At 38.4% G+C, this 21,645-nt stretch carries 19 protein-coding genes; 12 read left to right on the top strand and 7 right to left on the bottom strand.

What is annotated here, in order from left to right:
• Positions 1-97: 97 nt before the first annotated feature.
• From CDZ92_RS13600 to CDZ92_RS13595, 3 genes are all read right to left on the bottom strand, one after another.
• A complete protein-coding gene (locus CDZ92_RS13600) occupies positions 98-964 on the bottom strand; it encodes a metal-dependent hydrolase (protein ID WP_096155738.1) in 867 nt (288 codons plus the stop codon).
• Positions 965-1,207: 243 nt separating this feature from the next.
• On the bottom strand, positions 1,208-1,363 hold the full coding sequence (locus tag CDZ92_RS20065; RefSeq protein ID WP_176483780.1) for a hypothetical protein: 156 nt from the start codon (positions 1,361-1,363) through the stop codon (positions 1,208-1,210).
• A gap of 299 nt (positions 1,364-1,662) precedes the next feature.
• Positions 1,663-1,890: a DUF1128 domain-containing protein gene (locus tag CDZ92_RS13595; RefSeq protein ID WP_096155737.1), complete on the bottom strand. Its 228-nt coding sequence runs from the start codon at positions 1,888-1,890 to the stop codon at positions 1,663-1,665.
• A gap of 166 nt (positions 1,891-2,056) precedes the next feature.
• Here CDZ92_RS13595 and CDZ92_RS13590 point away from each other — a divergent pair, with 166 nt between their 5' ends.
• Positions 2,057-2,401, top strand: a complete 345-nt coding sequence (locus tag CDZ92_RS13590; protein WP_096155736.1) for a YtxH domain-containing protein — start codon at positions 2,057-2,059, stop codon at positions 2,399-2,401.
• A 34-nt stretch (positions 2,402-2,435) separates the two neighbouring features.
• Entirely contained in the window at positions 2,436-3,257 is an 822-nt protein-coding gene (locus CDZ92_RS13585; protein WP_096155735.1) for a YihY/virulence factor BrkB family protein, read from the top strand.
• Between the two features lie 389 nt (positions 3,258-3,646).
• Here the strand turns inward: CDZ92_RS13585 and CDZ92_RS13580 are convergent, their stop codons facing one another.
• A complete protein-coding gene (locus CDZ92_RS13580) occupies positions 3,647-5,557 on the bottom strand; it encodes a heavy metal translocating P-type ATPase (RefSeq protein ID WP_096155734.1) in 1,911 nt (636 codons plus the stop codon).
• Between the two features lie 500 nt (positions 5,558-6,057).
• Here CDZ92_RS13580 and CDZ92_RS13575 point away from each other — a divergent pair, with 500 nt between their 5' ends.
• Positions 6,058-7,002 carry a DMT family transporter gene (locus CDZ92_RS13575; RefSeq protein WP_096155733.1) on the top strand — a complete coding sequence of 315 codons (945 nt, stop codon included), beginning with the start codon at positions 6,058-6,060 and terminating at the stop codon, positions 7,000-7,002.
• 1,152 nt (positions 7,003-8,154) lie between these two features.
• Here the strand turns inward: CDZ92_RS13575 and CDZ92_RS13570 are convergent.
• The gene (locus CDZ92_RS13570; RefSeq protein WP_096155732.1) at positions 8,155-9,327 is read right to left on the bottom strand and encodes an MFS transporter; all 1,173 of its coding nucleotides are present in this window, start codon (positions 9,325-9,327) and stop codon (positions 8,155-8,157) included.
• Between the two features lie 123 nt (positions 9,328-9,450).
• Between CDZ92_RS13570 and CDZ92_RS13565 the strand changes: the two genes are divergently transcribed.
• From CDZ92_RS13565 to CDZ92_RS13550, 4 genes are all read left to right on the top strand, one after another.
• Positions 9,451-9,837, top strand: a complete 387-nt coding sequence (locus CDZ92_RS13565) for an OsmC family protein (RefSeq protein ID WP_096155731.1) — start codon at positions 9,451-9,453, stop codon at positions 9,835-9,837.
• A 148-nt stretch (positions 9,838-9,985) separates the two neighbouring features.
• Positions 9,986-11,092, top strand: a complete 1,107-nt coding sequence (locus CDZ92_RS13560) for a BsuPI-related putative proteinase inhibitor (RefSeq protein WP_176483779.1) — start codon at positions 9,986-9,988, stop codon at positions 11,090-11,092.
• Between the two features lie 637 nt (positions 11,093-11,729).
• A complete protein-coding gene (locus tag CDZ92_RS13555; protein ID WP_096155729.1) occupies positions 11,730-12,338 on the top strand; it encodes a YczE/YyaS/YitT family protein in 609 nt (202 codons plus the stop codon).
• A 178-nt stretch (positions 12,339-12,516) separates the two neighbouring features.
• Positions 12,517-13,320 carry a YfkD famly protein gene (locus tag CDZ92_RS13550; RefSeq protein WP_096155728.1) on the top strand — a complete coding sequence of 268 codons (804 nt, stop codon included), beginning with the start codon at positions 12,517-12,519 and terminating at the stop codon, positions 13,318-13,320.
• A gap of 232 nt (positions 13,321-13,552) precedes the next feature.
• Here CDZ92_RS13550 and yfkAB read toward each other — a convergent pair whose 3' ends face one another.
• Positions 13,553-14,680 carry a radical SAM/CxCxxxxC motif protein YfkAB gene (gene yfkAB / locus CDZ92_RS13545; RefSeq protein WP_096155727.1) on the bottom strand — a complete coding sequence of 376 codons (1,128 nt, stop codon included), beginning with the start codon at positions 14,678-14,680 and terminating at the stop codon, positions 13,553-13,555.
• A 145-nt stretch (positions 14,681-14,825) separates the two neighbouring features.
• On the opposite strand from yfkAB, the gene CDZ92_RS13540 reads away from it, so the two are divergent.
• From CDZ92_RS13540 to pdaA, 3 genes are all read left to right on the top strand, one after another.
• Entirely contained in the window at positions 14,826-15,011 is a 186-nt protein-coding gene (locus tag CDZ92_RS13540) for an SE1561 family protein (RefSeq protein ID WP_096155726.1), read from the top strand.
• A gap of 391 nt (positions 15,012-15,402) precedes the next feature.
• Complete coding sequence (locus CDZ92_RS13535; RefSeq protein WP_096155725.1) at positions 15,403-16,944, top strand: fumarate hydratase; 1,542 nt, start codon at positions 15,403-15,405, stop codon at positions 16,942-16,944.
• A 159-nt stretch (positions 16,945-17,103) separates the two neighbouring features.
• The gene (gene pdaA, locus CDZ92_RS13530; protein ID WP_255249859.1) at positions 17,104-17,928 is read left to right on the top strand and encodes a delta-lactam-biosynthetic de-N-acetylase; all 825 of its coding nucleotides are present in this window, start codon (positions 17,104-17,106) and stop codon (positions 17,926-17,928) included.
• 292 nt (positions 17,929-18,220) lie between these two features.
• Here the strand turns inward: pdaA and CDZ92_RS13525 are convergent, their stop codons facing one another.
• A complete protein-coding gene (locus CDZ92_RS13525; protein ID WP_176483778.1) occupies positions 18,221-19,087 on the bottom strand; it encodes a DUF4097 family beta strand repeat-containing protein in 867 nt (288 codons plus the stop codon).
• Positions 19,088-19,256: 169 nt separating this feature from the next.
• On the opposite strand from CDZ92_RS13525, the gene CDZ92_RS13520 reads away from it, so the two are divergent.
• Both CDZ92_RS13520 and rlmD read left to right on the top strand, forming a co-directional pair.
• On the top strand, positions 19,257-20,120 hold the full coding sequence (locus CDZ92_RS13520) for a DNA-3-methyladenine glycosylase family protein (protein ID WP_096155722.1): 864 nt from the start codon (positions 19,257-19,259) through the stop codon (positions 20,118-20,120).
• A gap of 14 nt (positions 20,121-20,134) precedes the next feature.
• A complete protein-coding gene (gene rlmD / locus CDZ92_RS13515; RefSeq protein ID WP_096155721.1) occupies positions 20,135-21,550 on the top strand; it encodes a 23S rRNA (uracil(1939)-C(5))-methyltransferase RlmD in 1,416 nt (471 codons plus the stop codon).
• Positions 21,551-21,645 lie beyond the last annotated feature (95 nt).

Genomic DNA, 21,645 nt, shown 5'->3' with positions numbered 1-21,645 from the left:
TCTTACTATTTGTAAAATCATGGAGGTTATACCATAAAATTAATATTTTTTTTGCTACCAACTATCTATTAGCCAATAGTAAACCACTAACAACTAATCACTGCTTCTCAATATATTCAAACAAAAACGATTGGCCGTTTCGGTAGAATCTTGGGTCGTAGATGCCTAGTTGGGTGTCGTCGTCTACGATAACGACAAATGGTGACCATTCGTATAGCGTTTTTGCTTCAGGGACTTCAGAGAATAGTTTGTTTAAATCGGCTTCCTCTGCAGATTGTATTGTGTATTGCACTTTTGGTTCCGTAAACAAAGCAACATCTTTAATAGTTACCGTATCACCTTGCTTCCCGATAATCGAGTAATGCCACGGAATAAAGCTCGCAGATAAAGCTAGTTGATCGTATTCTGCTTCATATTTTTTATACAAAGCATATCCTTGTACACTCTGAATAGCGACATGCGCAACAATTAACATTCCTACTAAACGGTATAACTGGTGGCGGTGACCCTTCCAGTACTTACGTGAGAAAAAACCAACCCCCATGATAAGCCAAAATACGAAATCAACGATTGGAATCGTCCCGAATGTAACACGGGTCGAAGAAAAGGGTTCCAAGTACCCTGTGCCCCATGCATTAAACAAGTCACTCGTATTGTGAACAAATACGGCGATCAGTGAAACATAAAAAAACCGAATATCTCTTCGCTTTAAATAAAGCATACTCAAAAGAAAAAAGAGCAATGCCCAAACGGGAACCATAAATAAAGAATGCGTTATTCCTCTATGCCACATTTGGTACATGCCCTCCGTGTCCCAAAGACTTGAAATAACATCTATATCAGGAATTTGACTTGCGGCAATAGCTGTTACGAACAGAGCGCGTTTTGTTTTTTTATCGTCGTTTCGCTTATCAATTCCTCCATAGATAGTTGCTCCAAAGAGGGTATGTGTTATCGTGTCCATGTGAAACCTCACCTGCTATAAATTGGATTTTCATTTATTATAAGATCTTTATTGTGAAGGAATCAATTTTAATGATTACGGTTCATTTAATGAAAAACGAATATTTTTCTGTAGCATAGTACAGTATGTTCGTGTAAAAAGTATTATTAATGTGGAAGGACTTAATTAATCGTTTTTCATATAGTAGTCATACATTATGTAGTTCACTCAAATAAAAAAGAAAACACTCTCGGAAAGTGTTTTCTACTCGTTTTTTTCTTCTTCTGTTGGCCCTTCAGGTGGTAAGGGTAGTGGATCTACTTCCACTGCATCTTTTCTATCTAAAGAATAAGCTAAAGTAAATAGGTAAGCCCCGGTAGCTAAAAATAATAACATCATAAAACCTAAGAAAATAACCATTGCACATCCCCCCATAGTACAACATATGAAAGGATGTGCATGTACATGATTGATTTTTTAAGGCTCTTCTAGGACTATATTATTGAAAAAAACTTATCCGTTCCTTTCCGCTTCAGGCACTGGCTTTCCGCGGGGAGGAAGTCGAGCCTCATCAGCTTTGCCTGCTAGGTCTCGACCTTTCCTCTATGTCACGCAGGAGTGCAGTGCCTTCCGCTCCCCAATTCACTTTAGGTTCTAAATAGAATTAAATTACTTCAATAATAAAAAGAGCTAGGACCATTTCCTAAGCTCTTTAATCATTATTTGTTTTTGCGTAAGCTGCCTAATTCTTCTACTAAAGCTTGCATTTCGTTTGGGCTGAAGGATGGTTTTTTCATGACTAGGTCGTAAATTTCTTTTAATTCTTCATACATTTCGTCGTCGAAGTGAGATGGTTTGATTGCGCCAAGGTTAAGCACTTTTAATTTTTCTTTTATTTGCTCGATCATATATTCTACGTTTTCTACAGATTTTACCGTTAAGTTCATTCTTCATTCTTCCTTTCCGTTCTTATCGTTTTCATTATTGTATCATGTTTTATAAGAAAAAATAATGTCGGGCAAAATATTATCCAAACTCTCTACAGATGTTTTCTACATGTATATAATGGTAATATGGGAAATAGAAGGATTTTTAATGAAGGAGTGCTAAGTCATGAACAAACGAAGTAAAATGGTGGATGGCATGCTAATTGGTGCTTTGGTAGGTGCGGCTATTTCGTTATTAGACAAAGAAACGCGCGAGCATTTTTTACTTAACAGCAAAAAAGTGGGTAGTAAAATGAAATATGTTGTGCAACATCCGAACGAAGTCGTTCAATCGGTGAAGGCGAATATGGAAAATGTGCGAAATACAGTTGATGATGTTTCGCGCGATTTAGATTTTTTACGCGATAAAATGAATGAGTTAAGAGAAACGACACCAAAAATATTAGACATTGTGTCGGAAACGAAAGAATTTGTCGGAAAGCATATAGATAAGGATAAAAAAGAGTTGTAATAGGGGAAAAATAAGAAGAGGAGGGATTTAAAGTATGGCCATATTCTCTTTTGGGAAAGATCTACTACATAGATTTAGTAGGGACGAGGTATTTGGTTTGTCAGCGGAACTCGCCTACTTCTTCTTATTATCGTTATTTCCGTTTCTAATTTTTATATTATCCCTCATTGCTTACTTGCCAATTTCCCAAGAGGATGTTTTAGGAGCAATTCGTCAATATGCTCCTGGGGAAACGATGAACTTAATTGAAACGAATGTGCAACAAATTATGACAGAACAACGTGGAGGCCTGCTTTCTTTCGGTTTAATCGCTGCGCTCTGGTCCGCTTCTAACGGCATTAATGCAGTTGTACGAGCATTTAACCGCGCCTATGACGTGAACGAAAATAGATCTTTCATTGTTACTCGCGGCACGGCAGTGCTATTAACATTCGCGATGGTATTTGTTATTATTGTAGCGCTTTTACTACCGGTGTTTGGAAAAGAGATTGGAATGCTAGTCGCAACGACTTTAGGTTATTCTGATGAATTTCTTGTTGTATGGAACGCTATTCGATTTACTTTAAGCTTTATCATTTTACTACTAGTTTTTACGGCATTATATTTTATCGCACCAAATAAAAGATTACACGTTAAAGAAGTATTTATCGGTGCATTGTTTGCAACAGTCGGGTGGATGACAGTATCTTACTTATTTTCGTACTATGTAAGTAATTTTGGTAATTACACAGCAACTTACGGTAGTTTGGGTGGTATTATCGTTTTATTAATTTGGTTTTATTTATCAGGACTTTTAATTATTGTTGGTGGAGAAATAAACGCCATACTGCAAAAGCGAAAAGAAATGACTGTGTAATTTTTCCTTCATGAAAAATGGCTCGGTGGACATGATATGTAGTGAAAGACATCTCTTACAATTTAGGAGGGCACTTTCATGACAAAGAAAACAAAAAAAGACGGCGGCACAAAGCAAAATTCCAAACATAAACCGAAAAACAAAACTTCTGGTAGCGCAAACGGCCAGAACGGGTATCACTAACAAAAAAGCATCCTTATCTATAACGATAGGGATGCTTTAATTTTTGTGATGATTTTTAATACTGTTCATTTTTACGTATCTAGCGGTTGATTTCCGCGCATATCTGAGACTCCTGCGGGAGAAGCGGGAAGCGACGAGGAGGCTCCCGGCCCGCCCGCGGAAAGCGGAGATATGCGCGGAAATCAATAGCGGTGTTAACAGAGCTTTTATCTTAATAACCGCAATCCATTTAAAATAACTAACAAAGTACTTCCTTCATGTCCGATAACGCCAAATGGCAAATCAATTATTTGTAAAAAGTTGGAGGTGATTAAAAACATTATTACAACAATTGAGAACACAACGTTTTGTTTAATGATGCGATTCATTCGCTTTGACAACTCGACTGCCTCTGCTATTTTCCTTAAATCATTTTTCATTAACACAATATCCGCTGTTTCGAGGGCGACATCTGTCCCTTCCCCCATTGCAATTCCGACGTTTGCCGTTGCAAGAGCAGGAGCATCGTTTATTCCGTCACCAACCATCGCAACCACATGATACTTTGCTTTCAGTTCCTTTACTTTTTCGACTTTCTTCTCCGGTAAACATTCCGCAATATAACTTCCGATTGCTGTTTCCGCTGCAATCGCTTCAGCTGTACGTTTACTGTCACCAGTCAACATGATGGTGTTTACGTTCAAACGTGCAAGATGTTGCAATGCTTCAATCGTTTCTTTTCGAATCGTATCTTTTAAAGCAATTAGTCCAGCAATACCATCACTGTCTGCAACATACACGATCGTTTTTCCTTCTGAAGTAAGGTTCTTCGCAATTCCATCAGCAAACTCATCTGCAAGCTGAGACCCGACAAAATCAGCTTTTCCAATCTTGTACTCCGTTCCATTAATAACGCCAACAATTCCCCAGCCAGCTTGATCTTCCATTTTATCAGGTCGAACAAGTGAATCGGTGCCATTCTTCTTCGCATAATTTGTTATGGCCTGTGCCAAAGGGTGATTGGAGTTATTTTCTATCGAACCAACTGCATGGAGAAATTCATTTTTATCCAAACCTTCACGAACGACGATATCAGTTACTTCCGGCTTACCTTTCGTTAACGTTCCTGTTTTATCAAACGCAATTGCCTGCAAGTTGCTTAAACTTTCTAAATGTACGCCACCTTTGAACAAAATTCCTTTTCGAGCACCATTAGAAATGGCCGACAGGGTCGCTGGCATGATAGAAGCAACAAGTGCACAAGGAGAAGCAACTACTAGTAAAATCATCGCGCGATAAAATGTTTCATTCCAGCTCCATCCGAGTAAAAAGTAAGGAAGGAACATCATAATCGCAACAACAATTAATACAATTTTCACATAAGGGCCTTCAAAACGTTCCATAAACTGCTGAGAAGGGGACTTCTCACTCTGAGCATTTTGTACAAGGTTAATTATCTTTTGGAACAATGTCTCGCTAGCAAGCTTTGTCACTTCCACAACAATTGATCCGTTCATATTCATCGTACCTGCGTAAACTTGGTCATCTAACTGTTTTTGCTGCGGAATTGATTCCCCAGTAATTGCCGCCTCATCAATCGCTGATTCTCCACGCACAATCACGCCGTCAGATGGAACTCTTTCTCCTGGCTTTACCAGAATTTGATCACCAATTTTTAATGCTGACACATGTACTTTTTCTTCAAAATTGCCATTAATCCTTAATGCTTCCTCCGGCTGAATATCCATTAACGCCGAAATCTCTTTATTACTTCGGTTCATCGTATATGTTTCAAGCGCTCCACTTAGCGCGAAGATAAATATTAAAATGGCACCTTCCATCCAGTAACCGATGATAGCAGCTCCAATTGCTGCAATAATCATTAGCATCTCTACATTCAGTTGCTTGCTTTCAATCGTATCTGCGATGCCTTCTTTTGCTTTAAAAAATCCTCCAACAACATATGCCAATATAAACACCGGTACTGCTGCTGCCGTTATGTCTAGTCGCAACAATATCCACCCGCCCAGAATGAGTGCTCCAGACAAAATAGCCATGATTAACTCAATGTGTAATTTTGCCTTTTCCAACATATTTTCCTTTTCAACAGGCTTCATAAGCTGGTACGTATTTTGCATATAAAATCCCCTCCCTTAATATCATTTGTATAGTGTATATATTTTTAAATTATAATTAATACTAATTTATAATAATTATAATCTAGGTAATTTATATTGTCTAGCCCATTACTTAATGAGAAGAAGAATCATCGTCAATACCCCTAATAAATGACGAAAGCTGCCATCCAACTGGATAGCAGCGTTAATTCAAAAGTTTTCTTATAAACATTAATATTAAATTCTTATCACCTTTATTATAGTTCATACCCATCTAGTTTACTAGTTAAACTAATCAATTTCATCATTTCGGTTCGTTTAGTGAAAAACGAGTTATATTCTACTAATTTCAAATATGTTTGATTAATGTTGTGTTTTTGTACTTTAAACAGTTGTAACATTCTTTTTTCGCATACTAATCATACATCTTAAGAGGGACTCAAACAGATTAACAATATTTTTTCGTATTTTTTCTCATGGAATGATTGTATAATGATGCTTGGAAAAGAGGGATGCATTTCATGAACGCGGAAAAATTTTATACGAGCAAGCTTGGTATTATACTTGCAGCTTTTGGCGCGACATTTTTATGGGGAAGTGCTTTTCCTGCCATTAAAATGAGCTACGAGGCATTAGAAATCTTACCAACTGATTTCGATAAACAGTTACTATTTGCTGGCTATCGCTTCTTTTTAGCTGGTGTTATGATATTTTTGTTTTTTTGGCTAATGAAAAAGAACTTTACGCTACGAAAAGATACAATCGTACCGCTTGTACAACTAGGTTTTGTTCAAACATTTTTACAATATGTGTTGTTTTATATAGGGTTAAGCTATTCCACAGGCATGCAAGGTGCGGTTATTGCAGGAACGGCTTCGTTCTTTCAAATATTATTTGCCCACTTTCTGTACAGTGATGACTCTCTTTCTAGACGTAAATGGCTAGGAATTATGCTCGGTTTTGCTGGAGTTTTAATTGTTAACTTACCAAAAGTAGATGCAGGAATTTCGTTTGGTGTAGGGGAAGTGTTGCTCGTTTTAGCGATGATGGTGTCGGCATACGGCAACATTATGGCCCGTGAACGCGCGGCGAAAATGGATGTTTCCTACTTAACTTCCTATCAAATGCTATTCGGATCTATCGGATTGTTGGGCGTTGGCGGAATTTCTGCAGGGTTATTAAGTATCTCCTTTAACTTATACACGTTCAGCCTGCTCCTTTATTTATCGTTCCTATCAGCAGCTGGATTCATTTTATGGAACAATGTGATGAAGTATAACAAAGTAGGAAAAGTGTCGATGTACTTATTCCTAGTACCGGTGTTTGGTGTGTTTTTATCTTCGGTATTCTTAAACGAAGTGTTAGGCTGGACCGTTTTGATTGGCTTAGTCTGTGTGACGGTTGGAATTATCATTGTCAACAATGAACGGTTAGGGTTGAAAAGAGAAGGGAAGAAGGCCGCGTAATCGTTGGTCTACTACAATAATAAGCCCCACCTAATAACAAGGTGGGGCCATCTTTAGTGAAAATGAACGTGAGAGCCCTCTTCAAGATCATTTTTAAGTTTTTATTTGATAAAAATGAACGTGAGAGCCCTCTTCAAGATCATTTTTGAATTTATTTTTGATGAAAATGAACGTGAGAGCCCTCTTCAAGATCATTTTTGAATTTATTTTTGATGAAAATGAACGTGAGAGCCCTCTTCAAGATCATTTTTGAATTTATTTTTGGTGAAAATGAACGTGAGAGCCCTCTTCAAGATCATTTTTGAATTTATTTTTGATGAAAATGAACGTGGGAGCCTTCTTCAAGATCATTTTTGAATTTATTTTTGATGAAAATGAACGTGAGAGCCCTCTTCAAGATCATTTTTGAATTTATTTTTGATGAAAATGAACGTGAGAGCCCTCTTCAAGGTCATTTTTGAATTTATTTTTGATAAAAATGAACGTGGGAGCCTTCTTCAAGATTATTTTTAAGTTTTTCTTTGATAAAAATGAATGTGAGAGCCATCTTCAAGGTCATTTTTAAGTTTTTCTTTGATAAAAATGAATGTGAGAGCCATCTTCAAGGTCATTTTTGAATTTATCTTTGATAAAAATGAACGTGAGAGCCGTCTTCAAGATCATTTTTGAATTTATTTTTGATAAAAATGAACGTGAGAGCCGTCTTCAAGATTATTTTTAAGTTTTTCTTTGATAAAAATGAATGTGAGAGCCATCTTCAAGGTCATTTTTGAAATTATGTTTGATGAAAATGAACGTGAGAGCCATCTTCAAGGTCATTTTTGAAATTATGTTTGATGAAAATGAACGTGAGAGCCCTCTTCAAGATCATTTTTGAATTTATTTTTGATGAAAATGAACGTGAGAGCCATCTTCAAGGTCATTTTTGAAATTATGTTTGATGAAAATGAACGTGAGAGCCCTCTTCAAGATCATTTTTGAATTTATTTTTGATAAAAATGAATGTGAGAGCCATCTTCAAGGTCATTTTTGAAATTATGTTTGATGAAAATGAACGTGAGAGCCCTCTTCAAGATCATTTTTGAACTAATCTTTGATAAAAATGAACGTGAGAGCCATAGAATACATGGTCTTTTGCTCCAACATCCATTTTTATGCTGCAACAACTTTTCGAGCAACTGGCTTTTCTTTATACATAACCAACGCAATAAAAATTCCTAACAACATCGTCGCAATAACGAAGAAAAAACTCACCGATGCAAATTGGATAAACATTCCACCTAACAACGGTCCACTCATACTTCCAACACTAAACGCAATTCCACACATTAAGTTACCCGCAGGCAATAAGTTTTTTGGCAAAAGATCAGCCATATACGTTATTCCTAACGAGAACGTCGATCCGACCAACATCCCAGCGATTGTAAAACAAATCATTAATCCAACTACCGAATGCTCCAACATGCTTGCAGCAAAAAAGCTAGCAGTACCAGCAAGTGTTACAACTAACAAGATGTTCCGGCGTCCGAATTTGTCACTTAACAATCCAAGGGGCAACTGAAACACAATGCTTCCAATAGCGAACGCTGGCAAAAGAATAGACACAGCCTCGATACTAATCCCGTTTCGCAATGCGTATACTGGAAAATTCCCGTTCAACGAGGCTTCCAAAAATCCATAGCCAAACGGCGGCAAAAAGGCGATCCAAGCATATTTCCACACTTTTGCAAAACGCTGCATCGTGCCAAAGAAAGATGTTGTCTCCATATCTTTTTCAGGAAATTCATTTTTAATAAAAAGAACCGTCATCCAAACTAGCAAACTAATAATAGATGAAATGATAAATGGCAAGTAAAGATAAATATCAATCAGTCTAGTCATTAATGGTCCTGCAGCGAAGCCTAGGCCAAAGAATAATCCGTAAAGTGCAATGTTTCGGCCACGCTTTTTTTCAGAAGAAAAGGAAGTAATCCACGTTTGCGTACTAAAGTGTAGCATGTGATCACCAACACCTATGAAAAAGCGAAGCACAAACCAAAACCAAAACGAATGCCATAAGGGAAAACTTGCTAACGAAACAATCACTAATAATCCACCGACAACAATTAGCGGTTTATACCCAAAACGCCTTAACGGCTGCTCCATAAATGGCGAAGCGAGTAAAACTCCGATATATAACCCAGCAGCGTGTAGTCCATTCAATGAACTACTGACACCACTATTTTCAAATATAATGGCGATTAGAGGGAGTAACATACCTTGCGAAAAACCAGAAATGGCTACAATCGATACTAACACCCAAAATCGATAAACTTGTTTGTTCATTTTTAAAATCCCCTTCAACTCAGTCCCTTCTTGATGTTACAAGAGATTGTAAGTCACAACAAGTGTTTTTCACTGCCATTTGAGATTATAATAGAATTATAAAGATTTAGGAGGAATTGACGGATGCAATTCAAAATGAAAGAAGTAGGGTTTGTGACAAACGTAGAATATGGGGAATTACACGTTTCAGGTGATGAAAAATACGGATTCCGTCCGTATCAATTAATGGTTTCTTCCATCGCTGTATGTAGCGGGGGCGTTTTTCGCAAAATATTAGAGAAAAAAAGATTTGTCATAGAAGACATCACAATCGATGCAGATGTAACTCGAAATGAACAAGAGGCAAATCGCTTAGAGAAAATTCATCTTCATTACAAAATTAAAGGTACAGGTTTAGAAGGAAAAGAAAAACAAATCCATTCAGCCATGGAATTAGCGAACAAAAATTGCCCAATGGCCCAATCGGTAGTTGGTAGTATTGAACTTACTGAAACGTTTGAGTTGGTATAAGGTCATTGAAATCCTCACTTATAAAGAGTGGGGATTTTTTTATTTTTTATTAAACAAAAACAGATGAAACTTTTAAATAAAACCTCCGTCAAACTATATGGAATCAATAAAATATAAAATAAAATAGATGAATAGGAAGTGCACGAGAATGATGAAAAAAATTCCTTTCTTTGTACTTAGCTCCATAATGGTCGCGAGTTTATTAACAGGTTGCGGTGTAACGGACACAAATACAGGGGCAAAACCTAAAGACCCTGAACATAACGAAACAGAAGTCATTGCTGGTGAAGTTGTAAGAGATGCAACTATAACAAACGAAGGTAACGGATCTGTAAAAGTAGTGTTCACTGTTGATAACCAAACGGCAGATGTGGTGAAAATCGATCTATCAAGCGGGTTATCAGTAGATTACATTCTATACGACAGTGCTGGAAACAAAATGTATCAACTTTCCGAAGAAACTCTCGCAACGTTAGCTCTTCAAACGATTGAACTCAAACAAGGCGAAAAATTCGAAGAAGAAATAGAAATCGGAGCCCTGCCAGCAGGTGACTACTCCATCGATGTATTTTTAAACAATGGGGAGAAAGCAAACGAAGTCAAAAAACAATTCACAGTTAGCAATGATTCAATGTATCAACGAATACAAGCTGAGTACGTGAAAAAAGATGGAAGTCTAATAGAAATAGCATTTGGAGAAGAGAAACTAACTTACCGATTAACAGATTTCGCTGCAGAACAATTAAACGAGTTAGCGCCTGGACCTGTAGATTTTATCTATCATGAGAGAGTCGACTTACAAACAATTGAAAGGTTCATTCCAGTAGAAGGCTTAACGTATGTGAAGACGGAAAAGTCCGTATTAGAGGTGAATGATCAACTCGTAAAAACATTAGAAAAAGTGAAAGAATCCAAAAGTTCAACTCCACTAGAAGGACTGGAGCCATTTGAAGTATTTGCTCTATACATGTACACACAAGCTGGTGAAGACTATGAAACTTTGTACTATTTCTATCCAGAAGGTGCTTTAAATATTTCAGTGGAACAGTTTGTTAAAGAAGGCAAAGATGTAACAAACACAGAAAACACGCAAGCATTTATGAAAAAGCTTAATGAAGTACGAGATTTCTCCGTTATTACAAAGGGAGAAGAAGGCAGAGTTATTTTTAAACAAGATGGAGACGTGAGCAACTTAACGTTCCAAATGGTTAAACAAAATGGCATTTGGCATGTTCATCCAATGCCACTTCAATAATAAAAATTTGTAAAAGACGTCTGTTCAAAAAGAACAGCGTCTTTTTTGTATACAACGAAGTGATTATCAAACAATAAAAAGGAGGGAAGTGTTGAGGGGAGCATTGAAACACAAAGTGGACAAATTGAAACAGAACAAAGCAAAATTGAAACACAAAATCGCAGATTGTAACAGAACGAGGTTTCCATTCTGAAATTGAAACGCAAACCATCCAGATTGAAACACAACCAAGAATTAGATGATTGTATTTACACTTTTCCGGATGCAATGCGGTAGTATTTTAAAGGAGTCTAAGGTATGCTCTCCATACAAATAAAAACAACTCTGCTACAGTAAAAGCTAACAGAGTTGCAACTATGAACATAGAACACGTAAAGGCATTAAGGTTAAGTACTTCCAATAAAGGATAAAAAGCTCTAGTTGTTGGGTGAGTGTTTCCCCCTTTCTTATGTTGTGTTGCTTTAGGATCGCCTCCTTCATCCAAGATATAATATACTATATAAACAGAATGTTTAAAATATTCCGTCTAAAATAAAGTTTTTCATATTTTTTTTGATTTCGATTACAATGTAAAAACAAAGTATTATAAGCAATCGTCACATTAAACTTTTGCTGTTTCTAGAGAGGGAGTATCTTTGTGTTAAAAAAATCATTTTTTTATTTAATTGGCTTATTTGTTTTATCGTTCGGAGTTAGTTTGACGATAAAATCTAATCTCGGAGCAGGTGCATGGGATGCGCTGAACGTAGGCCTGTCTAATACAATCGGATTAACAGTAGGTAGTTGGGTATTCATCGTTGGTATTATCCTTATAGTTATCAATACATTTTTGCGAAAAAGTAAGCCAGATTACTTAGCGGTCATTACAATATTTTTAGTTGGTGTTTTTATCGACTTTTGGTTGATTGTCGTCTACCCAGATTGGACACCAGAAGGAATTGTATGGAGATCCATTTTATTATTATCAGGAATGATCTTCCTTGCATTCGGTATCGCTACATATTTACAAGCGAAATTCCCACTTATTCCGATTGACAACTTTATGCTTGGAATTCAGGAAAGACTAAAAGTGAAATTAATGACAGCCAAAACGTTCGCGGAAATTTTCGCCTTAATTTTTGCCATTATCTTTAAAGGACCAATTGGAGTTGGTACATTCATTATCACTTTCGGAGTTGGACCAATCATCCAAATCTTTTTCCCTATACTCGAAAAACTTTATAACAATATCGGCCGTAAGAGTTAACGCTCTTGCGGTTTTTTTAGATAAATAGGGACGGGGTTTGGTTCACATTTTAATTTATGAATGGGACTCATAAAATGTCCAAAAGGAAAAAGTTTTAAAAAGGTGGATAAATAATGATATTAAGAAAAAAATAAGGGAAATTGAAATTTTAGCTTAATTTTGAAAGGAGAAAACAGACATGCGTCTTTTTCAAGTACTCATCATTGCTACCATCATGTTAACATACTCCATTGGTGCACAGGCGGAAGGCGAGAAGAAAGAAACAAAAGGGAAGTTAGAGATTCCTAATTCTGTTCTGGATATTTCTAAAGACAATACATATCCAAATCCAACAGAAGATGTTCCATATTTACAACCGAGTGAATTAGCAGAAGAGCTGATTACTTCTTCTAATGTACCAATCGAGAATCCGCAATTAATTAAAATGTTAAATGAGTCGAACATTTCTCCATCTCCAGTTGCGATTGGTTATCGTGCAACAATCTACCTTGGTCAATGGCCACTTTCATACGAGTCAAATGAAACAAGTGTAAACTGGGAGTATCAAAAAATTAATACAAACTATGCAGACAATCGTGGCGGTAATGCCCCACACCAAATTAGTTATCGTCAAGAAGCGCAAAAGCAAGTGAAAGGCGGACTTACTTCCAAAGTAGATCGTTCCGACGAAGTAAAGCAAATGATGATGATTAAAGCGGCAGAAAAAACAAAGCTTCCATTGTCATTCAACACGATTATCGGTGCTGGTACGAAAAAAGACCAAGTATACAATGTGCCAGTGAAGAGGTTGGGGTACTTGTATGGGTATGCACCAGCTGTTAACGAAAAAGGAAAAGTAACATACGGTGAAGTGTTCCTTGTGTTAAAAGGAAGCAAGAAAAGCGTTGTAGTGAAAAACGTAACATCACAAGGAATCGGCGCATGGATTCCGGTGCAAGATCATGTTTCATTCTTATATGTAGCGACGGAGAGACCGAGATAAAGGATATGATTATTAGTAGAGCAAGACAAAAAACAAATGGTTTTTGTTTTGCTTTACTACGTTTATGTAGATGAAGTTTTTCTTGGTTAAGAATTAAATAGGTAGATGAACTTCATAAGACTTATGAAGTTTAACTAGGCTAGAAAAAAAGATGGAGTTGCACTTCATCTTTATAAGAAAAAAAAGGAGAGCCAATTTAATCAAATTAAACGGCTCTCCAGTAATATACTGCTTAATCTTTAGCTAAATTCGCTTTTTTCTGTTGAAAATCCACCTCAGGATAATAGGCATTTTTCACCAAAATGTTCGGTCCTAAGCACTGAACAGCAGGACAATGACAGTTCAATGACTTCGCGATTTCCCCTTCCATCCACTTGTCATAAGCTTCAGGTAAAGTTGTTGTTTGAATGTTCCCAAGCGGTGGTGTGTCACCGAAGTCTGTTACGATAATATTTCCGTCAAAAATGTTCACATTCAAGCGGGAGCGTCCATCGGGATCATTTCGAACCGTCACATTTTTTGCTTTGTACAAACGATCTAACAATTTCAAATCATCTTCGTTATCGCTACAAGCATAAAACGGCAACGTTCCAAACAACATCCACACGTTTTCATCTCTCATATCGAGCAAACGATGTATCGCATCGCGCATCTCTCCTAACGAAAGAACCTCTAGACCACTAGCGAAATCGCTTGGGTACATAGGATGAATCTCGTGCCTTTGGCAATTCATTTCTTCCACGATTTGTTTGTGGATTTTTTCGATATATGGGAGCGTACGCTTATTTAACATCGTCTCTGCGGACACGATCACGCCTGCTTTCGTAAGCGCTTTTGAGTTTTCAATCATTTTCTCAAAATAATTTGCTCTTTGTGCAAAAGTTGGTTTGCGTTCCATCATCGCAAATCCACCTTCTACAAAATCGTCCAACGTGCCCCAGTTGTGTGAGATATGCAGTACGTCCAAGAAGGGGACAATCATCTCGTAACGATCTAAATCTATCGTTAAATTTGAATTTATTTGTGTGCGCACCCCGCGTTCATGGGCATACTTTAAAAGAGGCACCACATAGTTTTCAACAGATTTTTTGGATACCATCGGCTCCCCGCCGGTTATGGAGATGGAGCGTAAATGTGGGATTTCTTCTAGGCGACGAATGAGAAGCTCAAGCGGCAGTGCGTCCGGGTCTTTCGGTTGCAGCGTGTATCCGACCGCACAGTGTTCACACCGCATATTGCAAAGAGTCGTTGTTGTGAACTCAACGTTCGTTAGCGTCATTTTTCCATATTCTTTTACATCTAAGTAAGCTTCCCACGGGTCGAAGGAAGTTGTAATTGGTGGTAAGGAAATTGATTTCATGGCTTGATTAACTCCTCTACTAGCAAAACTATCCTTCATTGTATCATGTTTGGTTTGAAAATATGATGGTAATTTAATAGTAACTTGCAACTAGTTAGTGGATAAAGTACGATAGAAAGCGACATGTGAAAAAGGAGCGGTAATGATGGGCAAAGCAACTGATAACAAAGACTCTCAAGTAGATTATTTGAAGGATCGTTTTAATATGTTTTTAGAAGTGTTAGATTCAATGGATCCAGAATCAACAGACGTAGAGGACATCGACAGATTAATCCAAATGTTAGATGACTTGGAAGGTAAGTATAATCAGTTTAAGAAGGATTGGGAATAAGTAATATGTGATGAAGAGCTTAACGCTAAGGTAGATGGCGTTAGGCTTTTTTTGAAATAGAGAGGTGTACCATAAAAGTTAGGAAGTGTAACAAAAACTCTTCGATGTGTATCGTAAAAATAGAAAGGTGTAGCAAAAACGCACCAAAGTGAAACAAATAAATAGAAGGTGTAACATAAAAATGAGGAAATGTAACAAAAAAATTCAAAGTGTATCATAAAAACACCAAAGTGTTACAAAAACCACACTCCCACCATCCACTCCCACCTAAACCTGCAACCGATTACAAAATCCTTTAACAAAACCATATTTCCAAGTATAATAAAAACTGTGAAAATATATATACTCGATAAAAACTCGCTAATATAGGGGATAGGAGAGGGAGCTTTTTATGGAAAAATTATTTAATAGCATGTACGATCTTGTTGTAGAGACAAGCACAAAGTTACCAAAAGACGTTCGTCGTGCCATTGCAACGGCAAAACTTAGCGAAAGCGCTGGAACTCGTGCGGCAATGTCACTTGCGACGATTACAAATAACATCAAAATGGCAGACGATAACGTTTCGCCAATTTGCCAAGATACAGGATTACCAACATTCAAAATCAAAACACCAGTTGGCGTCAACCAACTAAAAATAAAAGAAGCTATTCTTAAAGCAATCGAACAAGCTACAAAAGACGGTAAACTACGTCCAAACTCTGTTGACTCCTTAACAGGTGCAAACAGTGGGGACAACCTAGGACCTGGTACACCTGTCATCAAGTTCGAGCAATGGGAAAAAGATTACATTGACGCGCGCCTTATTTTAAAAGGTGGCGGTTGTGAAAATAAAAACATACAATACAGCTTGCCAACGGAACTTGAAGGTCTTGGACGCGCTGGTCGTGACTTAGACGGTATTCGCAAATGCATCATGCACTCTGTATATCAAGCGCAAGGACAAGGGTGTAGCGCTGGGTTCATCGGTGTTGGAATCGGTGGAGACCGCACTTCTGGATACGAGCTTGCGAAAGAGCAACTTTTCCGCAACAATGACGACGTAAACCCTGTAGAAGAACTACGTCAACTAGAAGAGTATGTAATGGAAAATGCAAACAAACTTGGTATCGGAACAATGGGCTTCGGTGGCGAAACAACATTACTTGGATGTAAAGTTGGCGTTATGAACCGTATTCCAGCTAGCTTCTTCGTTTCAGTTGCATACAACTGTTGGGCGTTCCGTCGCTTAGGGATGAAAATTAACCCTGAAACAGGCGAAGTAACGGAATGGTTATACCAAGAAGGCGACATGATCGACTTCAACCAAGAGCTTGCAGAAAAACAAGAAGAAGTAGCACAAGCTCAAAATAGAGAAGTGGTTCTTCAAGCACCAATTACTGAAGAGCAAATTCGCGAACTAAAAGTTGGGGACGTTGTCCACATTAACGGTCGCATGTACACTGGTCGTGACGCAATCCACAAACACTTAATGGACAACGACGCACCCGTTGATCTAAATGGTCAAATCATTTACCACTGTGGACCGGTAATGATGAAAGACGAAGATGGCACGTGGCACGTAAAAGCTGCTGGACCAACAACAAGTATTCGCGAGGAGCCTTACCAAGGTGACATCATGAAGAGATTTGGTGTGCGCGCAGTAATCGGAAAAGGTGGAATGGGTTTAAAAACTCTTGCAGCCCTAAACGAACACGGCGGAGTGTACTTAAACGCAATCGGTGGAGCAGCACAATACTACGCAGATTGTATAAAAGGTGTAGACGGTGTGGACTTAATGGAGTTCGGTATTCCAGAAGCAATGTGGCACTTAAATGTAGAAGGCTTTACAGCAGTTGTTACAATGGACTCACACGGCAATAGCTTACACCAAGATGTAGAAAAATCATCTCTAGAAAAATTAGCACAATTTAAAGAGCCAGTATTCAAATAATAAAACCAAAAAGCGCTTAGCTACTCAACCAAAGTAGCCAAGCGCTTTTTTTCTTTGCAGCAAAATGGAAAACAATACACCGTATGTTCCGGAACTTCAAACGAAAACTAACGATACAAACATTTTGTAAAGGAGGACAAAGTTGTGAGAAATGGATTAATTATTACGTTATGCTTACTTCTTATCATACCAATCATACCAGCACTAACAACCGAAGCTGCCGGATATTCCAACACGTCTATCCACTGGGGTTTCAAAAAAAGTCGGAATCACGAACCAGCTGACGCTGGAGCTCAATACAACAATTTACTAAAAAAACATAATGCATTTTACTTAGGAGACACGTCCAAAAAAGAAATCTTCCTAACCTTTGATAACGGATACGAAAACGGCTATACACCACAAGTACTGGACGTATTAAAAGAGAAAAAAGTACCAGCCGCCTTTTTTGTCACGGGATATTATTTAAAAGACCAACCTGAACTAATCAGAAGAATGGCTAGGGAAGGCCACACCGTCGGCAACCACTCCTGGCACCACCCAGATTTAACAACCGTTAATGATGTACGCTTCAGAAAAGAACTAAAAATGGTCAAAGATGAATACGAAAAAATTACCGGGCTTAAGGAAATGCGCTACATCCGACCACCACGTGGCATATTCAGCGAACGAACAATGGCAATGGCAAATGAAGAAGGTTACCAACACGTATTTTGGTCACTCGCTTTCGTTGATTGGAAAACAGATCAACAAAAAGGATGGAAGTATGCTTACGACAACATCATGTCGCAAATCCATCCAGGTGCTATTATCTTGCTACACACAGTCTCCAAAGACAACGCCGATGCACTTGGCAAAGTAATTGATGATTTACGAAAAGAAGGTTACGAATTCAAAAGCTTAGATCATTTAACATCACCATCAGCCATACCAGACCCAATGCTTGATATCCTTGGCACAAAAATAAAACTGAAAACTCGTTGAATTATTAATTAGGTTCTATTAAACACCGCTGTTGAATGGAGCGCATGTCTCCGCTTTCTGCGGGCAGGCCGGGAGCCTCCTCAGCTTCGCCTGCGGGGTCTCCCGCTCCCCGCTTCTCCCGCAGGAGTCTACGACATGCGCTCCAATCAACATTAATCTTTAACACAGCCACTAATTAATAAAAGACTTAGTAAAATTCCTAAGCCTGTTGTAGAAGACTAGTTCGTTATCGAAGTTAAAAAATCCTCTTTTTACCAAATTCACATCCAAACGTTCCAATCAACACTAAATATTACCGTATCGTCATACTCCCACTCGTCACTTGCACATCAACAGAAAACGTACCATCACCATTTGTCCCGGCAACTTCCGTACGACTCTCTTTCTCAATCGTCATCGGGTGTCGCACAGAAACTTTCCCACTCGTCACTTTCCCATTCAATGTAAAATCTGCATCTTTAGGAAGCTCTAAATCCATCCGCCCGCTCGTCACCTTCACCGACACATCGCCAGTCAACTTCGCCATCTCCATCGTAAAATTACCAGAAGTCACTTTTGCCTCAAGTGGTCCAACATACTTTTTCACATTAACGTTCCCTGACTTTAAGTCAAATTTCCCACTACCAACAACGAGATAATCAGCTCGCACATTCCCAGCAGAAATAGTTCCTTCAAAGCTTTCCGCCTCAATATTTTTCAACGTAATATTCCCAGCGCCAACTTTCAGCGTCAAACGACCAAGTTGAAACGGCTCTGCTGCAGACCTACCTTCAAAATTTATATTTCCTGCCCCAGAACTAAGCGCCATACTTTCACTATAATCTTCTGGAATATACACCCTAACCTTATTGTTCTTAAAACTAAACCAACGAAACGAACGCTCACGCTCATAATCCACCATAATCGTACTGCCTTTTTTCTTAACGGTAACACTACCTTTTCCTTCTAACTTGGCCTCAACCGAATCCCCTTTTTGCGGCACAATCGTCACACCAACACCAGAAGCGTCCACTTCGATTAAATCCACTCCACTTATTTTTGCGCTATCCGTGCCACTCCCTGTAGACCATGGATTCCACGATAGTTTCGCAAAATTCCCTGACTCATACACAACAAAAAGCGCAAGCACTATAAGCACAAATATAAACAACTTCCTCATGATCATCCCAACCTTCTACGTAACTGTATAAACCTATTGTAAGGCATAGAAACTTTTTCCAACATACACCTCCGAATTATTTTTAATTACGACTAGAGCCTTATAGACCATACGTTTGGCAAACACGTAAAAACTCGCTATAATTGTTTCAGATAAAGGGGGACGGAACATGTATACTTACAACCGCAAACTAACAGGACCATACAACTTTGACCAAGTATTAAACCGACTAGCAATGGATCCACTAAATGAAGTAAGTTTGGAAAACAAAGAGGTCAAAGTCCCTCTTTTAGAAAAAAACGCACCACTCCTCGTGAAGATTAAAGCAATAGGCACGTTCGCAGACCCAGAATTCGTCATCTCTAGTGAAGCCATCCTGCCCGAGCACGTTCAAGATAAAATTGAGCGCACCTTCCATTGGGACAGAGCCCTTCACGAAATTCACGCTCATTTTGCTAACACAAACCTAGCCCCTATTTTCAAACAGCATGAAGGTACCCCAATTGTGTTAGACTATGAACCATACAACTGTTTGATAAAATGCTTCATCCATCAACAACTAAACTTAAAATTCGCTCACACTTTAACAGAGCGTTTTGTCCATACATTCGGCTTTCAACACGAAGGAGTCTGGTTTTACCCTACACCAGAGAAAATTGCTGCCCTAGATTACGAGGATTTAACTTCAATGCAGTTCAGCCGTCGAAAAGCGGAATATATCATTGATACTTCTCGATTGATCGCAAGCGGGGAGCTACCTCTTGACGAGATTGTTCTAAAATCAGACGAAGAAATAATGAAAACGCTCATTAAAGTCCGTGGCATCGGCCCATGGACAGTTCAAAATTTACTATTGTTCGGTTTAGGAAGACCAAATCTTTTTCCACTAGCAGATATCGGCATTCAAAATGCCTTGAAAAAACTGTTCGATTTACCAAACAAACCAACGCAAGTAGAAATGCTAGAGTGGACAAAAGAATGGGAGCCATACTTAAGTTACGCTTCCCTTTATTTATGGAGAAGCATTGAATAGATTCGGAGGATTATATGAAAAACGAGAAACATGCTAATCACAAACCAACTAACAACACACAATCCAATGTAAAACTAGATAAGGGTCAAACATTTCCACTTACCATCAAACGTCTCGGTATCAATGGAGAAGGTGTAGGTTATTTTAAAAAGTCCGTCGTATTTGTAAAAGGAGCACTACCAGGTGAAGAAGTTGTGGCAGAAGCAACGAACATTCAACGAAACTTCGCAGAGGCAAAAGTAAAACGTATTCGTAAAAAATCCCCACATCGTGTGGCACCACCTTGCCCAGTGTACGAACAATGTGGTGGCTGCCAACTGCAACATCTAGAATACAATGAGCAACTGAACATGAAACGCGATATCGTCATTCAATCGCTAGAACGCCACACAAAACTCAATATTTCTAAACTAGATATTAGACAAACGTTTGGCATGGACAACCCATGGCATTACCGAAACAAGAGTCAATTCCAAGTTGGCTTACAAAAAGAGAAAGTCATCGCAGGTCTTTACGGAGAAGGTTCACATCGTTTAATCAACATTTCCGAATGTGCAGTCCAACACCAAGACACAACCGATGTAACGAACACGGTAAAACAAATTCTGCAAGATTTTAATGTTCCTATATATAATGAACGTACCGGCAAAGGTCTTGTACGCACCATCATGACACGCGTTGGATTTCAAACTGGCGAAATTCAAGTCGTGCTCATTACAGCGAAAAAAGAATTGCCAAAAAAAGAACTTTTAGTAGAAGAAATTAAAAAGCGCTTACCAAAAGTGAAAAGCATCATCCAAAACATAAATGGCCAAAAAACATCTCTTATTTTTGGAGAAGAGACAATTCACTTGAGTGGTGAACAGGTTATTCAAGAAACATTAGGCGATATTTCATTCGAACTAAGTGCCCGTGCATTCTTCCAGTTGAACCCTGTTCAAACAGTGAAATTATATGACGAAGTGAAAAAAGCAGCCGCATTAACAGGGCAAGAAAAAATTGTCGATGCTTATTGTGGAGTCGGAACAATCGGATTGTGGCTCGCGCCAAATGCAAAAGAAGTCCGCGGCATGGACGTTATTCCTGAATCCATCGAAGACGCAAACAAGAATGCCAAACACCACGGCTACGACAACATGCTCTACGTAGCAGGCAAAGCCGAAAAATGGATGCCAAAATGGGTAAAAGAAGGTTGGAAACCAGACGTGGTAGTGGTCGATCCACCAAGAACAGGGTGTGATGAAAAGCTACTGCAAACTATTTTGCAGGTGAAGCCGAAGAAAGTCGTGTATGTTTCTTGTAATCCTTCAACGTTGGCGAAGGATATTCAGTTTTTGAGTAAAACATACAAAGTTGATTACATCCAACCAGTAGACATGTTCCCTCAAACGGCACATGTAGAAGCGGTAGTGAGATTGTCGGTAAAATAACTAATTAGGGCCAGACTCCCAGTTCGTTAAAACATTAGCGTAGCGGGGGTCTTGCATTATACTTAATAAGGAAATATTGGTAATTATGAGTGACC

Source organism: Bacillus sp. FJAT-45066 (assembly GCF_002335755.1).
Lineage (GTDB): Bacteria > Bacillota > Bacilli > Bacillales > Bacillaceae_I > Bacillus_CD > Bacillus_CD alkalisoli.
This window is presented reverse-complemented; position numbering and strand designations above follow the sequence as displayed.

Bases quoted from the DNA above. Each gene is read 5' to 3' on its own strand.
- CDZ92_RS13525 (WP_176483778.1), bottom strand. From the start codon at position 19,087: ATGAGGAAGTTGTTTATATTTGTGCTTATAGTGCTTGCGCTTTTTGTT.
- CDZ92_RS13540 (WP_096155726.1), top strand. From the start codon at position 14,826: ATGGGCAAAGCAACTGATAACAAAGACTCTCAAGTAGATTATTTGAAG.
- CDZ92_RS13575 (WP_096155733.1), top strand. From the start codon at position 6,058: ATGAACGCGGAAAAATTTTATACGAGCAAGCTTGGTATTATACTTGCA.
- CDZ92_RS13565 (WP_096155731.1), top strand. From the start codon at position 9,451: ATGCAATTCAAAATGAAAGAAGTAGGGTTTGTGACAAACGTAGAATAT.
- CDZ92_RS13600 (WP_096155738.1), bottom strand. From the start codon at position 964: ATGGACACGATAACACATACCCTCTTTGGAGCAACTATCTATGGAGGA.
- CDZ92_RS13535 (WP_096155725.1), top strand. From the start codon at position 15,403: ATGGAAAAATTATTTAATAGCATGTACGATCTTGTTGTAGAGACAAGC.
- CDZ92_RS13590 (WP_096155736.1), top strand. From the start codon at position 2,057: ATGAACAAACGAAGTAAAATGGTGGATGGCATGCTAATTGGTGCTTTG.
- CDZ92_RS13580 (WP_096155734.1), bottom strand. From the start codon at position 5,557: ATGCAAAATACGTACCAGCTTATGAAGCCTGTTGAAAAGGAAAATATG.
- rlmD (WP_096155721.1), top strand. From the start codon at position 20,135: ATGAAAAACGAGAAACATGCTAATCACAAACCAACTAACAACACACAA.
- CDZ92_RS13550 (WP_096155728.1), top strand. From the start codon at position 12,517: ATGCGTCTTTTTCAAGTACTCATCATTGCTACCATCATGTTAACATAC.
- CDZ92_RS13520 (WP_096155722.1), top strand. From the start codon at position 19,257: ATGTATACTTACAACCGCAAACTAACAGGACCATACAACTTTGACCAA.
- CDZ92_RS13595 (WP_096155737.1), bottom strand. From the start codon at position 1,890: ATGAACTTAACGGTAAAATCTGTAGAAAACGTAGAATATATGATCGAG.
- yfkAB (WP_096155727.1), bottom strand. From the start codon at position 14,680: ATGAAATCAATTTCCTTACCACCAATTACAACTTCCTTCGACCCGTGG.
- CDZ92_RS13560 (WP_176483779.1), top strand. From the start codon at position 9,986: ATGATGAAAAAAATTCCTTTCTTTGTACTTAGCTCCATAATGGTCGCG.
- CDZ92_RS13585 (WP_096155735.1), top strand. From the start codon at position 2,436: ATGGCCATATTCTCTTTTGGGAAAGATCTACTACATAGATTTAGTAGG.
- CDZ92_RS13570 (WP_096155732.1), bottom strand. From the start codon at position 9,327: ATGAACAAACAAGTTTATCGATTTTGGGTGTTAGTATCGATTGTAGCC.
- CDZ92_RS20065 (WP_176483780.1), bottom strand. From the start codon at position 1,363: ATGGTTATTTTCTTAGGTTTTATGATGTTATTATTTTTAGCTACCGGG.